16 protein-coding genes are annotated in these 15,006 nt (G+C 38.4%); 5 read left to right on the top strand and 11 right to left on the bottom strand.

The features are described 5' to 3' along the window. Window positions 1-59: 59 nt before the first annotated feature. From pflB to pflA, 3 genes are all read left to right on the top strand, one after another. Window positions 60-2,177, top strand: coding sequence for a formate C-acetyltransferase (gene pflB, locus KH109_RS00710; protein WP_295214689.1), 2,118 nt, complete (start codon window positions 60-62; stop codon window positions 2,175-2,177). Window positions 2,178-2,252: 75 nt separating this feature from the next. Next, window positions 2,253-2,492: an autonomous glycyl radical cofactor GrcA3 gene (gene grcA3 / locus KH109_RS00705; RefSeq protein ID WP_024066082.1), complete on the top strand. Its 240-nt coding sequence runs from the start codon at window positions 2,253-2,255 to the stop codon at window positions 2,490-2,492. A gap of 12 nt (window positions 2,493-2,504) precedes the next feature. Beyond that, on the top strand, window positions 2,505-3,281 hold the full coding sequence (gene pflA, locus KH109_RS00700) for a pyruvate formate-lyase-activating protein (RefSeq protein ID WP_295214686.1): 777 nt from the start codon (window positions 2,505-2,507) through the stop codon (window positions 3,279-3,281). Window positions 3,282-3,494: 213 nt separating this feature from the next. Here pflA and KH109_RS00695 read toward each other — a convergent pair whose 3' ends face one another. Then, on the bottom strand, window positions 3,495-4,448 hold the full coding sequence (locus KH109_RS00695; RefSeq protein WP_295214683.1) for an NAD(P)-dependent oxidoreductase: 954 nt from the start codon (window positions 4,446-4,448) through the stop codon (window positions 3,495-3,497). 296 nt (window positions 4,449-4,744) lie between these two features. On the opposite strand from KH109_RS00695, the gene alr reads away from it, so the two are divergent. Continuing rightward, complete coding sequence (gene alr / locus KH109_RS00690) at window positions 4,745-5,857, top strand: alanine racemase (RefSeq protein ID WP_119206986.1); 1,113 nt, start codon at window positions 4,745-4,747, stop codon at window positions 5,855-5,857. Window positions 5,858-6,351: 494 nt separating this feature from the next. Here alr and KH109_RS00685 read toward each other — a convergent pair whose 3' ends face one another. From KH109_RS00685 to KH109_RS00675, 3 genes are all read right to left on the bottom strand, one after another. Continuing rightward, complete coding sequence (locus KH109_RS00685) at window positions 6,352-6,630, bottom strand: hypothetical protein (protein WP_295214681.1); 279 nt, start codon at window positions 6,628-6,630, stop codon at window positions 6,352-6,354. 158 nt (window positions 6,631-6,788) lie between these two features. Then, complete coding sequence (locus KH109_RS00680) at window positions 6,789-7,433, bottom strand: ribonuclease E (RefSeq protein ID WP_295214678.1); 645 nt, start codon at window positions 7,431-7,433, stop codon at window positions 6,789-6,791. A gap of 514 nt (window positions 7,434-7,947) precedes the next feature. Next, window positions 7,948-8,511: a PepSY domain-containing protein gene (locus KH109_RS00675; RefSeq protein WP_295214675.1), complete on the bottom strand. Its 564-nt coding sequence runs from the start codon at window positions 8,509-8,511 to the stop codon at window positions 7,948-7,950. Window positions 8,512-8,669: 158 nt separating this feature from the next. On the opposite strand from KH109_RS00675, the gene fliB reads away from it, so the two are divergent. Continuing rightward, window positions 8,670-9,584 (top strand): flagellin lysine-N-methylase, encoded by a 915-nt coding sequence (fliB, locus tag KH109_RS00670; protein ID WP_295214674.1) that lies wholly within the window; start codon window positions 8,670-8,672, stop codon window positions 9,582-9,584. Window positions 9,585-9,604: 20 nt separating this feature from the next. Here the strand turns inward: fliB and KH109_RS00665 are convergent, their stop codons facing one another. The 7 genes from KH109_RS00665 to KH109_RS00635 form a co-directional block, all read right to left on the bottom strand. Then, a complete protein-coding gene (locus KH109_RS00665; protein ID WP_295214672.1) occupies window positions 9,605-10,213 on the bottom strand; it encodes a hypothetical protein in 609 nt (202 codons plus the stop codon). Between the two features lie 148 nt (window positions 10,214-10,361). Beyond that, the gene (locus KH109_RS00660) at window positions 10,362-10,991 is read right to left on the bottom strand and encodes a hypothetical protein (protein WP_295214669.1); all 630 of its coding nucleotides are present in this window, start codon (window positions 10,989-10,991) and stop codon (window positions 10,362-10,364) included. A gap of 15 nt (window positions 10,992-11,006) precedes the next feature. Next, window positions 11,007-11,690, bottom strand: coding sequence for a hypothetical protein (locus KH109_RS00655; protein WP_156719702.1), 684 nt, complete (start codon window positions 11,688-11,690; stop codon window positions 11,007-11,009). Between the two features lie 180 nt (window positions 11,691-11,870). Next, on the bottom strand, window positions 11,871-12,542 hold the full coding sequence (locus tag KH109_RS00650; protein WP_295214666.1) for a hypothetical protein: 672 nt from the start codon (window positions 12,540-12,542) through the stop codon (window positions 11,871-11,873). Between the two features lie 162 nt (window positions 12,543-12,704). After that, window positions 12,705-13,274 (bottom strand): hypothetical protein, encoded by a 570-nt coding sequence (locus KH109_RS00645; RefSeq protein WP_213467606.1) that lies wholly within the window; start codon window positions 13,272-13,274, stop codon window positions 12,705-12,707. 11 nt (window positions 13,275-13,285) lie between these two features. After that, complete coding sequence (gene fic, locus KH109_RS00640; RefSeq protein WP_295214662.1) at window positions 13,286-13,891, bottom strand: protein adenylyltransferase Fic; 606 nt, start codon at window positions 13,889-13,891, stop codon at window positions 13,286-13,288. 136 nt (window positions 13,892-14,027) lie between these two features. Further along, a complete protein-coding gene (locus tag KH109_RS00635) occupies window positions 14,028-14,933 on the bottom strand; it encodes a metal ABC transporter substrate-binding protein (protein WP_295214659.1) in 906 nt (301 codons plus the stop codon). Window positions 14,934-15,006: the final 73 nt, after the last annotated feature.

Genomic DNA, 15,006 nt, shown 5'->3' with positions numbered 1-15,006 from the left:
AAACATTGTACACTATAGGCATAGAAATCTATAGTTATATCCTTTTATGGAGGTGCAAAATGCAACATACTGCATGGAAAGATTTTAACACAGGTGTGTGGGATAAAGCGGTTGACGTACGCGACTTTATTCAAAGAAACTATATCCCCTATGAAGGGGACGATTCCTTCCTTGCTGGTCCTACAGAAAGAACGACAAAATTATGGGACCAAGTAATGAAGCTTTATGAAGAAGAACGTGAAAAAGGCGGCATGCTCGATGCTGATACTTCCGTGGCCACACACATTACTGCTCATGCGCCAGGATATATCGATAAAGACCTTGAAACGATCGTTGGTTTGCAAACTGACAAACCATTAAAACGCGCTATGTTCCCTTATGGTGGCTTGCGTACTGCGAAATCCGCTATTGAAGAATACGGCTTCAAAATGGATCCCCGAACAGAAGACTTCTTCAAAAAACATCGTAAAACTCACAATGATGGCGTATTTGATGTATATACCCCAGAAATGCGTGCCGCTCGTACAGCGCATATCGTAACTGGTTTGCCAGATGCTTATAGCCGTGGCCGTATCATCGGTGACTATCGCCGTATCGCTTTGTATGGTATCGACTACCTTATCGAAGATAAAAAAGAGCAATTCAGCATCACTATGGGCGATATGCTTGAAGACGTAATTCGGGACCGCGAAGAAATCCAAGAGCAAATCCGTTCCTTAAAAGAATTAAAAGAAATGGCTGCGTCTTATGGTTACGACATTTCTGGACCAGCTAAAGACGTTAAAGAAGCTATGCAATGGATTTACTTCGGCTACTTAGGCGCTATTAAAGAGCAAAACGGTGCTGCTATGTCCATCGGTCGTAACTCCACATTCCTAGATATCTACGCAGAACGTGACCTTCGCAATGGTACATATACAGAAGAACAAATTCAAGAATTCGTAGATCACTTCATCATGAAATTGCGCATGGTTCGCTTCGCACGTATCCATGAATACAACAACTTGTTCACAGGCGATCCTGTTTGGACAACTGAATCTATCGGTGGTATGGGTACTGACGGCCGCACATTGGTTTCCAAAATGTCCTTCCGTTACCTACATACATTGACTAACCTTGGTCCTGCTCCAGAACCAAACCTCACTGTATTGTGGTCCCCTCGCATGCCGATTGGCTTCCGCCGCTTCTGCGCAAAACTATCTATTGAAACATCTTCCATCCAATACGAAAACGATGACTTAATGCGTCCTAACTCTGGTGATGACTACGCTATCGCATGCTGCGTATCCCCAATGCGTATTGGTAAAGAAATGCAATTCTTCGGCGCTCGTTCCAACTTGGCAAAATGCTTGCTTTATGCAATCAATGGCGGTGTTGACGAAAAATTGAAGAAACAAATTGGTCCTAAATACCGTCCTATTACTTCTGAATACTTAGAATTCGACGAAGTATGGGAAAAATTCGACGACATGATGGAATGGTTAGCAGGCGTATATGTAAACGCATTGAACATCATTCACTACATGCACGATAAATATGCTTATGAAAAACTAGAAATGGCATTGCATGACCGCAAGGTAACTCGTTGGTTTGCAACTGGCATTGCTGGTTTATCCGTAGTAGCCGACTCCTTGTCCGCTATTAAATACGCTAAAGTAAAACCTATTCGCGACGAAAACGGCATTGCTGTCGATTTCGAAATCGAAGGTGATTTCCCTAAATATGGTAACGATGACGATCGCGTAGATAGCTTGGCAGCAAAAGTTGTTTCCACATTTATGAATAAAATTCGTAAACATCCTACATACCGTCAATCCGTTCCTACTATGAGCTTGTTAACAATTACTTCCAACGTAGTATATGGTACTGCAACAGGTTCCACTCCAGACGGTCGTAAAGCTGGTGAAGCTTTCGCTCCTGGTGCTAACCCAATGCATGGTCGTGATACTCACGGTGCTATCTCTTCGTTGGCATCCGTAGCAAAAATGCCATGGCGTGATAGCTCCGATGGTATTTCCAATACCTTCTCTATCATTCCTGACGCATTAGGTAAATCTGGTGAAACATTTGTGTCCGTCAGCGATTTTGATATCGAGTTAGATCCATCTCAATTGCCTAACTCCAATACAAACTTCGCGTGCAGTGAACCAAATGTTACTATAGAGGAAGATAAATAACATCTTCCATAGTATCGGACTGCTTTCACCGGCACCGATACGAGTGTTAGTCTTGGTTGAAAGGAGGCAATACCCATGAGCAACCAACAACAAGTTGATAACTTGGTAGAGTTATTGGATGGCTACTCCCAAAAAGGCGGTCATCATTTGAACGTTAACGTGTTCACTCGTGAAACATTGTTAGACGCTCAAAAACATCCTGAGTTGTACCCTCAATTGACTGTTCGTGTGTCTGGTTACGCAGTACACTTCAGCAAATTGACTAAACAACAACAGGACGAAGTTATTTCTCGTACATTCCATCAACAAATCTAATCGAGGTTTCCTATGACAGGACGTATTCATTCGGTCGAAACGATGGGTACGGTTGATGGTCCAGGCATGCGCATGGTGGTTTTTCTACAAGGATGCCCCATGCGTTGTGCTTATTGCCACAATCCTGACACATGGAATGAAAGTAGCGATGATGCTAAGTTCATGACTGTTGAAGAATTGTGGGACCAGTACGAACGTAACCGCCAATTTTATACTAATGGTGGTATCACCGTCACAGGTGGGGAAGCTCTGATGCAAATCGACTTTGTTACTGAGCTTTTCACATATTTCCGTGAAAGAAACGTCCATACCTGTTTAGATACAAGTGGAATTTGTTTTGATCCCCACCAAGAGGTGGCCTACCGTAAGCTACTCAGTGTCACTAGTCTCGTCATCCTAGACCTTAAAGAAATTGATCCTGATAAACATCTGTGGTTAACAGGAAAATCGTTAGAGCCTATTCTCGGCTTTGCTCGATTGACAGCAGACGTAGAGGTTCCCATTTGGGTTCGTCACGTTGTAGTTCCTACGATTACAGATAATGCAGATCATCACTATCGTCTAGGCTTTTTCCTAGGATCCCTGAAAAACTTACAAGCCGTTGATTGCTTACCATATCACGTTATGGGTACTGCTAAATATAAGGAGTTAGGTCTCACCTATCGCCTAGAGGGCATACCGGCCGCAACAAAAGATATTGCAGCTAAAGCGACAAGAACCGTGGTGGAAGGCATCAAGGCCTATCGACGCCATTGGTGGAGTCCCATCAAAACACAACATCAATCATAATCAAGTTTGAGGATAACTACCTCCCTTGATATATATACATATATATACCAAGACTTGATCTATGATAGCCCTAAAAACAATAGAGCCGCCCCCACACAACCGGGGACGGCTCTTATTGTATTTATAGGTCGTTTTAATTTCTATTATTTGTACACTGATTTATGTATGTTCAGCGCACATTTTCTTTGATAGCCTATTTATCTAATATCTATTTTATTTAGATACTACATTAATTGGTTCACCTTTGAAGAATGCTTGAACATTATCACGAATGATGCCTACCAAGCGTTGACGTGTTTCAAGGCCTTTCCAGCCCATATGTGGTGTGATAATAACATTATCCAGTGTATATAGAGGGCTATCCTCTGCTGGAGGTTCTACCTCTTGTACATCAAGGCCTGCACCTGCAATGCGTTTAGCCGCTAATGCTTCACAAAGATCTGCTTCATTAATGAGAGGACCACGGCCAGTATTTACAATGACTGCACTAGGTTTCATCTTAGCGATTGTCTCTTTATTGATCATATACTTAGTTTGGTCATTCAATGGGCAATGCAATGTAATATAATCACTATTTTCCAGTAATTCATCAAGACTTACATAACGAATGCCATCTCCATCAGCCTTTGGTGTACGTGTATGAACCAAGATATTCATGCCAAGTGCTTTTGCTACTTTGATCACTTCCATACCGATATGACCAGCACCAACAACGCCTAATGTTTTACCATTTACTTCTGTGTGGCTCACTTGCAAATATTTTGTAAAGTTGCTGCGATCACCTTTAGCAAGCATACCGATTTGTTTTTGCATTGTGGACGCAAAATTGAGGATCATCATGATTACCGTATGTGCCACACGTTCAGTACTGTACGCTGGGATGTTGCACACAGTGATGCCTCTTTCCTTTGCTGCATTAAGGTCGATATTATTATATCCTGTACCCGCTTCTACGATGAGTTTTACAGTATCTGGGAATTGTGAAAGCAAATCAGCTCCTACGGGTAATTCTTTTGTAACTACAACGCGAGCACCTTGGATACGCTCAATAAGCTCTTCATTTGTACTATTATCATAGACCTGTACATCATTAGATAAAATAGAAAAATCTAATGCATGGTCATAATTCATTTTACCTGCGTTTACCACTACCACACGTTCGCTCATGAGAACCTCCTACATAGCTATTAAATTTTATAGAGTATACATAATGCCCAAATCTAGGGGTACATACACCTATTAAGGAAAATACTTCTACATAAATTATACTATTATTTATATGAATTTATACTATTAATATCACAGAGAACTATATTAATTAGTATACTTTCACGTTTATTGTATATAATATATGTATAAAAATCATAAAAATAGAATTTCTGTATAAAACTTTCACAAAAGTATTGTGTAATTCCCTAAAAGTTATACAATTATATTAATGTTATATAGAATTGAGGAATACCATGAGACCTACCTATTTGACCATAAATACAAGTCTCGTTCGCGAGAATTTGCGTAAAATTAAAGATAGTTTACCGGAATGGAGCACATCCACAGCTGTTATCAAGGCCAATGGATATGGTCACGGCAGCGTTATGATGGGCCGTATTGCCGTTGAAGAAGGTTATGAATCCCTAGCCGTTGCCATTCCTGAAGAGTCAGTTCCACTTCGCAACGCAGGGATTATGGTACCAATTTATCTACTTGGCCTCACAAGACCTCAGTCCTTTGAGCTTGTAGCAGACACAAATTCCATTCCAGCTGTATGCGAATCTACCGATTTAGAAGCACTCGACAAGGTAGCAGAAAATCACGATATGATCATTCGCGTTGCTGTCGCCGTTGATACAGGAATGCATCGTATTGGTATCAAGCCTGAAGATGCTGTTGAGTTTATCAAACGCGTTGAGTCCTACGAAAATCTTGAGGTAGACGGTTTCTTCTCTCATATGAGTAATGCCGATGCGGCGGATCAAAGCCACGCTCATGGACAGGCGCAAAAATTCCATAAAATGGTCGATGAAATTCGTGCATTTAGACCTGATGCGGACTATCGCTTCTCCCTTGCCAATAGTGCTGGGTTGTTATCCGTAAAAGATAGCTTGTTCACCGATGCCCGTCCTGGTATTATTCAGTATGGCATTATGCCATCCCTTGATGTACCAAATCGATTAGGATTAAAACCAGTCCTCTCCTTCCATAGCGAAGTAGTTCATGTGCAGCGACTAGAAGCAGGTGAAGGTATCGGTTATGGTTCTACCTATGTAACACCTGAACCAATGACGATTGCTACCATTCCTGTAGGCTATGCAGATGGATATCCTCGTAGCTTATCCAACCGCGGTACAGTCCTCATTCATGGCACACGTTGTCCTGTAGTGGGTCGCATCTGTATGGACCAATTCATGGTGGCCGTTCCAGATACGATTACTGTACAACCAGGTGACAAGGTTGTGCTCCTAGGTTCTCAAGGTCATGAAAGCATCTCTGCACTCGAGATTGCTGCTCTTGCATCTACAATTCCTTATGAAATCTTTTGTGGTTTCTCAGAACGCGTGCCTCGACAATACATATAAAAGGCTAACTATTGTTACTAATAGTAAATACTCCATATACCAAAAGCGCAGATATACATTGTATCTGCGCTTTTCCAATTTCTGCTACGGATTTTTCTTATATGGTACATTTTTATATTGAATGGACATAGAAAAAGCCCGTAATACATGCAGCGGTCTACATGTATTACGGGCTTTCCTGCTCTCCTATACCTAGCGTACTGTAAAGCAGTTACGTTCTTATTGTGAGAGAGAGTATTATATACCAAGTATATAATCTTATGATTGGGAGGGAACCACAATGCATAAGGGGCCCTCTGAACGACAGACGGCATAGGAGAGAGTCAATGTTTGTCTATCCAATCCAGAGGGCTGCGTGTGTGTAATTGTTTATTGTGTGTGTAAGTGTATTGTGTATGTGTGTTGTGTATGTGTGTAAGTGTGTATAGTATTATGTGTTTAGTGTTCGTGTATTAAAGGGGTTTGCTTTACAGTAGGATAGGCTTAGGATTAGCTTATTTTACGGCCATACCTGTTTTAGCATCCAATGCAATGGATACAGGTTTGTTTTGTGCATCATGGAACTCTACAGTATATATAGGTTTACCATTTTGGTTCACTACAGACCAAGAGTTAATACCAGTTGCTACATTGCCAGTTTGTGCGAAGGCTGCATTGATCGCCACATGTGGAGGTAACACAGTACCAGCATCAATAGCACTAGCTTCCATGGATGCATCATATGCTTTAGGAGTACCTTCAGTTACATTACCAGTTGCCAAATCTAGAGTCATGGAATGGGCACCACTAGCATTGAAACCGTCTACTTCATAAATAGCAGTTTTGTCGGCAGCTTTGAAGGATACTTTAGTAATCTTAGAGTCGCCATATTTATTTTCAAATTGATCGATTAAATAATTCGCACCAATTACGAAAATACTATTTTGATCGACTACGCCTGCTTGCTTACTTGTTGTGCTAGGTTGTGATTTTCCACTTTTAGAGTTTTTTTTTCCTCTTTAGTAGTTTCTTTTTTGTCAGCTTTTTTATCTGCTTTTACTTCTTTAGTTTCTTTTACAGCTTTATCAGCTTTAACTGCTTTGTCAGCTTTTACTTTAGGCGCTTTGTGTGCTTGCGCTTTTTTAGTATTTTTTTCGTCTTTATTAGCTTCTACTTTTTTATCTGCTGCACGTACTACTTTAGCTTCGCTAGGAGCTTTTGCTACTGCTGCAGTTTCAATTGTAGGAGTTGCTGCTGCTGGATTAGCTGCTGCTGGAACTACAGTGTCTTGAGCAACTGGAGCTTTTACATCTTGAGTTGCTGTTGGAACTGGTGTAGTATCTTTAGCTGCTGGTGTAACTGGAGTCACTTCTACTTTAGCTACTGTAGGAGCTGCTTCTGTTTTAGCTGCTGGAGTCACTTGAATGGTAGGAACTACTTGATGAGTAGCAGGTTCTGCGACAGGAGCTGTAGTAGCTGCTACCTCTTGAGTTACAGGAACTGGTGTTGCTTGTTCAGCTGCTGTTACTGCTACAGTAGCACCAAATACGCCAGCTACTGCTAAAGCAATACTGCTTTTCAAAATAGATTTTTTCATAATATCCTCCTTGATAATTCATATATATGCAATCTTACGCATATATATTTCAACCAACTCGGTGTCATCGTTATAGTTCCAAAACATATATCTAGCGTGGACTGTAGATATATAGTCTGGAAATTCCCGATATATTTGAGTTCTGTCTTTTGACTGGACACATATTATCCATAATCTATGAAATAAAAATGTAGAACCCATCGGTCCAGCTTATTTTGGCGTGAGTCTAAAATGAATTTATATGTAATTTAAATGAAATTCTATAGTATTCGATTTACAATTAAGTATTATATGAACCAAATCTAAAAAGCTATATATCCCATGTATAAAGGAACCACGGCCTTTCATTGTACTTCTCATAATCTAAACAACCCATTTCATGAGCAAACTTTCACAAAAAAGCTCCTTAAAACTATCATTTACTACAAAAAAGACAGTTTTAAGGAGTTTAATTGTTATATTTAAAATAATAAGCCTTAGACTATTAAGTTGTATTTACTAATCACAATAAGGTTTAATCATCAAATTTAACAGATAATAAAGTACCATTCATAGCATCAATTCGTACATCTACCTCTTTGTTGCCTTCTGTACCGAAGCTAACTTTGTATACTATTTTACCTTTATCATGCTGTACAGACCACCCATTAAGGCTTGTCGCTTTGCCTTGTGTTTGAGCATAGGCAAAATTAACTACTGCTGCTGGCGGTAAGATTTCACGAGGATCAAAGGATTTTTTCTTTAACGATTTATGGAAATCGCCTTCACGTTTTTCAAAGATTTGATTTGTGGCATAAATATAAGTAAGCTCATACTTGCCACTTTCATCAAAACCTTCTACATCATATCTAATTTGACCACCATCTGCATCAAAGGCGATTTCAGTGATAGCTGCATTTGGATGATTCTGAATAAATGCATTTAATAAACCATTGGCACCTACAATCGCTGCATGGTTTCCATCAACAACGGCAACAGTTGGTTCTACCGCTACTAAATGGGCTGCACTTGCATTTGGCATACCAAACACTGCTGCCAAGGCTAATACAAGGCTACCTTTTACAAATAAGGATTTCATAGGCTCCTCCATCTCTCAAACAGGACCATAGTGTGTATATATACAATTATACACTAAATCGATACGATTTATTAATCTTTATTTATAATATTAATGCATAGACAACTCCCCTATGATACAATGCACGTAGAATATTTTTTACTACAAGTGAGACGATTATGATTTCATTATATCCTACCATATATCACACATTTCAATGCAAAGCAGATCGATGTGAAAATACATGTTGTCAACTTTGGACCATCGATATCGACGAGTCCACTGCTGAACGCTATCACACCATGACAGGTCCTCTTGGTGAAAGCTTACGCCAAGCTATCACTGTGGATGATGAGGGCAGCCATTTCGTATTTTCTAAGGCACAACCAATGTGTCCGTTACTCAATGAAAATGGCCTCTGTAAGGTGGTGCTTGAACTAGGCGAAGAAGGCCTATGCGATACATGTCACATGCATCCGCGATTTTATAAATATATTGAGGACCTCGAGCTATGTGGTGTTGGTTTATCCTGTGAAGCATCGGTAGAACTACTGGCAGAGGACATGCAGTCTAATCAAGTAATCTTTACTATTGAAGATGATAACGGCGAATTTAGTCCTGATGAACGTTTAACTATTCAGAATATATTTGAACTATTAGCCTTTGATATAGATTCAGCACTATTTCAATATATTCCATCCCCTGACGCACAGTATTATACAAGACTATTAGATCTATATGGTACAACAGAGCCTATTGATGAAGAATGGACTGCACAAGTCAATACATTATCTAGTGATATGGACAAACTCATTAGCTCTGTACAAACTTATGTATCCACTCACGATATGAGCCTATTCAACAAGGTATTCCAATACATCTTATATCGTCAAATTGATATGCTGTCAGATTATTCTTTAGAAGCCATCCTTTCCTATGCTAAGGATGGCGTGGAATACATACTTATGACAAGTGCCCTCGAAGGCTCTCCACTTAAACAAGTGGCAAGATGGTCCCAACAAATCGAATACGACGAAGACAATGTAGAACTGCTATTACAACATTACGAAGCAACAAAAAACCTCCTAGGATAAACTAGGAGGTTTTTATATAGTTACGCAAATAGTATGCGCATAATCCAGTTATATAAAAGATTTATAATAAATAATACCACATAAACAGCCCCTACTGTAAGAGGCTCTACTTTCATAATACGAGATAAAAGCATAACGGCCACATAGATAACGGCACAAACATAGGCTAGTGCTAAAGGAACTAATAGGATCAGCAAAAATGGCGTAATATAAATGCAAATAATAGATACCAAAATTAATGCTAATCCCAGTGCGCCTGTATAGCCTTCCACATAAGCAGTGCCCATTAATACTTGCTTGAAATCAAACTCACGCTCTAAAAGAACGCTCAGTAATTTCCACAGTATAAAGCTACCAACAAACCAATATATACCAAGGCCTAATATCTCTCTCAATATAGAAAATATGCCATATACAGCAGGAATAAAGCCAAATAAAAAACCACCAAAGGTCATGGCCAAAGGTAACAGGACAATACCTAAAGCAAAGCCTAAAATATGAGTGGCACACCAACCGGCAAGGCCAGCTTTAATCCCCTTTTCTAAGGTACCAAACCAGAAGATTTCATCTATTCCCTTCTTCGGTGAACGCACCAGCAGGGATATTTCTCGTAAAAATGTCGTATCCATAACTAACTCCGCTCTCAACTATACTATAAATTTAATTATATCATAAATCCCCAGATTTAAATTATATATAATTAATTTTAATATAAATTAAACGATAAAAAAACCGCAAGACTTTCATCTTGCGGTTATACTACAGTATGGTCTTAAATTATTTAACTAGCGTATGTACAAAGCGGATCCATTGAGGCAATACCGACACTGATAGCAAAGCCACAACAAACATAACAATATATGTTTTAACGATTCCTAGATTAACATAGCGGAGCATGAGTTGTGCCCCAATAAAAACAGCGTAATACTGACTAAACATGGTAACAAGATAGGCCATATCACCTACATATTTTGTCATAGATAGATAGAATAATATAAGACCCACTATATGAACCAATACCAATACTACGGTACGGAGTGCATTCGTATAGGCTAATCCATAAATATAATTCTGCATTACTCCCTTATAGGTCCCTGTGCCGCCTAACAATATAAGTAATCGCCAGATAACGAAAGCCCCTAGGATAATCTGAAAAATTAAAAACGATGCATTCCCGAAAGCACTCACTATATCAAAATGTGTTAACCCTGTCATCCGTTTTATACCTAATGCGGGAGATACGGCTTTCACTATCAAAGGCAACGCATAGGTCATTACATATAATACAACGGTAGATGTTACGAGATTTAAAATAGCACGACCATAGGATCCATTTCTAATAATATTTTGAAAGGATCGATCACTTAATTTCGTAAATAATTGCAATATATCCTTATACCAAGTCATAATGCTCCTTATCTGTTATCGAGTTAATGTATATAGCACTTCGCACAACAAAGCCACTAGAATGGCAAGCAACATAATGCTTAGACCTTCATAAGCACTACCATCAATACAAGCCCCTGCAATACGTCCCATGGTCTGTAGCAACAATACAGTACTAAGAATGCATAATACAATCATACAAAAACCAATAATGGCTTGTAGCAGAATTGGTATGGTCGTAAGAATCAACATAATACCTGCCGTAAGAGTGATCATAGCTACTACTAATTGAGCAAAAGCCATCATATGTAAAACCCCAGTGACTACGCCGCGGATATAGAACTTACGTTTTTGTATTATCGCATAGCCTATAACAATGCCAGACACGAGGGCCGCTTTTAAAATTACCCACGCAAACCGACCGATATTCCAAAACTCACGCGGTTTACTTAAGTGTTCAAAAAAGACTTGTATCTCATGTTGACCTACGGGAAGCGAAAACATTTGCCACTTCACTAATAGTGATGAATTGCGTATCAAAGCACGTATAGCATCTAAATATACACTTTCACCGACGATGGTAAATTGATAGCATATGAGCGTCAATACGAGCATCCAAGCAAGCTGTCCATAGGTAACATCATAGTGGTACATTCGTGGATTTTTTTCTTCAATGGGGTTTAATAAGCGATAAACGAACTCTACTAAACCTGCCATCATACCTCTCACCACCTTTTACTCAACAAGAATAGCACCATTCCATATAGAATGATGCTGCACACAACACAAGATTACGAATTTCTAACAATAATTTTATTTTTAATTCATACTCTGTTCATTATTATAGCACAAAAGCAAGGTATAATCATACCTTGCTTTCATATTTTTCATGCTATGTAATTATCTAGATGTAGCAAGCATAACCATGCCTACCAATATGCCAATAAGGGCCACAGGAATTAAAGATGCCAAAATTCCAATACCAAAAGTCGCAAGTCGTCCCTTTTCAATTTGACGTCCCATAAGTGATAAGCTGACCCACAAAAACCAAATAAAAGTGCCTAGATTGACGATTTGGAAAAAATAATTAAATATGGTTAATCCAAGCGTTGATGATGCCTCATAAAAGCCTAATCCCTTTGCTACGATAATCAACACAATCTCAAGGAGTCCTATCATTATTGATAGAAACTGAGTATATGCACTTTGATACCAACAGATTTTTAAAACAGATTCGTAATTAGTATGGGCCCCAAACTTATTAGCTACCTGACTAAAAATAACAGAATAAATTGCTAAAACAAAAAACGTACCTATCAAACCAAGCGTTAAGGACATTACACCTTGACCAGCAAATCGGCCTATAACACTACCTAGTTTCACTATATGAGCACCAAACACATAAGCCAATAGCAACTCTGTAATAGCAGAAAATACTAAAGTTATCGCAACCATGGCTACCGTTGCAGCAAAACCGCGTTGAATTGTACCAAATTCAACAATCTCTGGAATGCCACGTTTAAAAGGCTCTCTAATCAAAGCCCAAAAATCTAAATACCATTTTCGTTCCATATGTTCCCCTCCAAAACATCTAAAGCACATATTTTTATCATTGTAGCATAATACACTTTTAAATTAAATATAAATTCATTATAAATTATCCAAATAAATATAGTAATAAAAAAGTTGATAGACACCTATTAGCATCTATCAACATTTCAATTACATATGTATTTAAAGAGACATGGACAATATAATACCGCCAGCACCAAAGATGAAAGATACTATATAAAAGGAAATCCCAGTGATCCAAGGACTTAATCCAAATTGCTTAGACATAAGCTGAGCCATAACAAAGACGTTAAAGAGCTCTATCGTACTTAATCCGCCCGCCCCACCTCGAATTTGTAAGTTTAATAAGAGATAAATAGGTGCAGCAAAAAGCACAAAAATTAAATGAATCCAACCAGCAATACAAGTATTCAAAAGTAAGTCTGCTACTAGTTGCTTATATGTAACCTGCCCCTTAAAGATCTTGAAAATACCATATAAAATACCAGAAGATGCGAGAACAAATGCTACAATTCCAAGTACATATCCAACGATAGGCACTACCTCAATCTCTACGGGGCTTATAATCTCCCAAATAAATGTTTTAAAAAATGGGCTTTTGGAGAAAATTAGCGATAATATATGTAACCCCAAGTCAGTTATGATTGCTGATATAACAGCTAATAATAACATATTCTTAATAGTGATTAAATGCATCCATTTTTCTATATAAGGACCAAACAAACCATTCATAATACTATACCTTATAAATCCTCACTCTTAAATAATTGATAGCCTTCAAAATAATAACTATGGTCAAGGCCTTTCATAAATAATTCTCGATTATTGATATCACTTGTAAGCGCCTTAGCTAGGACAGTTTTAATTTCTAAATCATTTACTGGACTTCGTTCCATAGCAGATAAATATTGCTCTTTATTAACTTGACTCCAGTCTATAGTCTTTAGTAATTCTGTACACAGCATATGATCAAGCCATAATCGCATACTCCGCCCATTACCTTCTCTAAAAGGATGCGCTACATTCATTTCTACATATTTTTCTATAATTTCATCAAAGGTAGATTGCGGCATATCTTCAATAGTTTTAACCGCTTCAGCAAGATACATGACAGGAACAAAGCGGAAATTTCCTTTTGCAATATTCACAGTCCGCAATGTACCAGCAAAATCATATATATCTTGAAATAATATAGTATGTATTTTTTGCAAGGTAGTCCACGTACCACTAGGCATATCATTAAGTAAGTTTTTTTCAAACAATGTTGTTGCCGCTTTTTTACTAATTCGTTCTTCTTCTCTAGCCAAAGTGGGAGAATCAGTAATGCCTAATTTATTAGTACTAACCATATTGGACCTCCTTTTTATTTATCTTTATTATATATTATACTATAGGTACAAAAATTATAGTTATTACAACTTTAAATATTACGAGCAATGAATAGAACTAAAAAAGCAGCCCAACAAGGGCTGCCTTTCATTCATCTTATTTCAAAGATGCTGCAATTTTTGTAAGGTTTTCATCCATACGTTCTAAGTATGTTTTATTATCTTCGTTACTTTCGATTGTATAAATAGTTTCTACCTTAGCACCAACTTCGCTTGCCAAAGTCTTGGATACTTCTGGGCTAGCCATTTCTTCTGCGAAGATAGTAGTGATATTGTTTTCTTTACAATACTTGATGAGTTCTGCCAATTGCGCTGCATTTGGTTCGCCTTCAGCAAATACATCTTCTACACTATTTTGTTCCAAACCAAAGTCACGACATAAGTACGCAAATGCTGCATGACCTGTAACAAAGTTTTTATGAGGCGCTTGTGCAAATTGACCCTCATATTTCTTAATCATTTCATCAAGTTTAGCTACGTAGTCATTGTAATTCTTTTCGTAGTAATCCTTATTAGCTGGGTCAGCTTTTACAAAAGCATCTTTAATATTTTTCACTTCGATTTTTGCATTTTTTAAAGATAACCATGCATGAGGATCTTCCGCACCATGTTCTTTAATTTCTTCAGGATCAGTATTTTTGATAGCTTCTACGCCCTCTGTAGCAACAACAGTGATGAGCTTGCTGTTTTTAGCCGCATCAATCGCTTGTTGTGCCCAAGGTTCCATACCGAAACCGTTGTACACGAATACTTGAGCTGTTGCCAATTGTTTCATATTGTCAGGTTTCAACTCGAAATCATGTGGCTCTACGCCATCTGGAATAATAGTAGATACCTCTACCTTGTCACCGCCAATAGCCTTTGCAAATTCAGCCATTGCATTAAAACTTGTTACCACTTGGATCTTCTTACCTGCTTGTTCCTTCGGTGCATCATTACCACAGCCTGCAAATAAAGCGGCCATCATGATTCCTATCATTAACAAAACCAGTTTCTTGACCATCGTAGTCCTCCTTTGTGTAATCCTGATCGCTATGCATTCATAGAATACTAACCATTCTATAGTTGCAGTTGCG

The sequence above is a fragment of the Veillonella sp. genome (assembly GCF_018381775.1).
GTDB lineage: Bacteria > Bacillota > Negativicutes > Veillonellales > Veillonellaceae > Veillonella.
The sequence above is the reverse complement of the archived record's forward strand: the minus strand, read 5'-3'. Positions and strand labels throughout refer to the sequence as shown.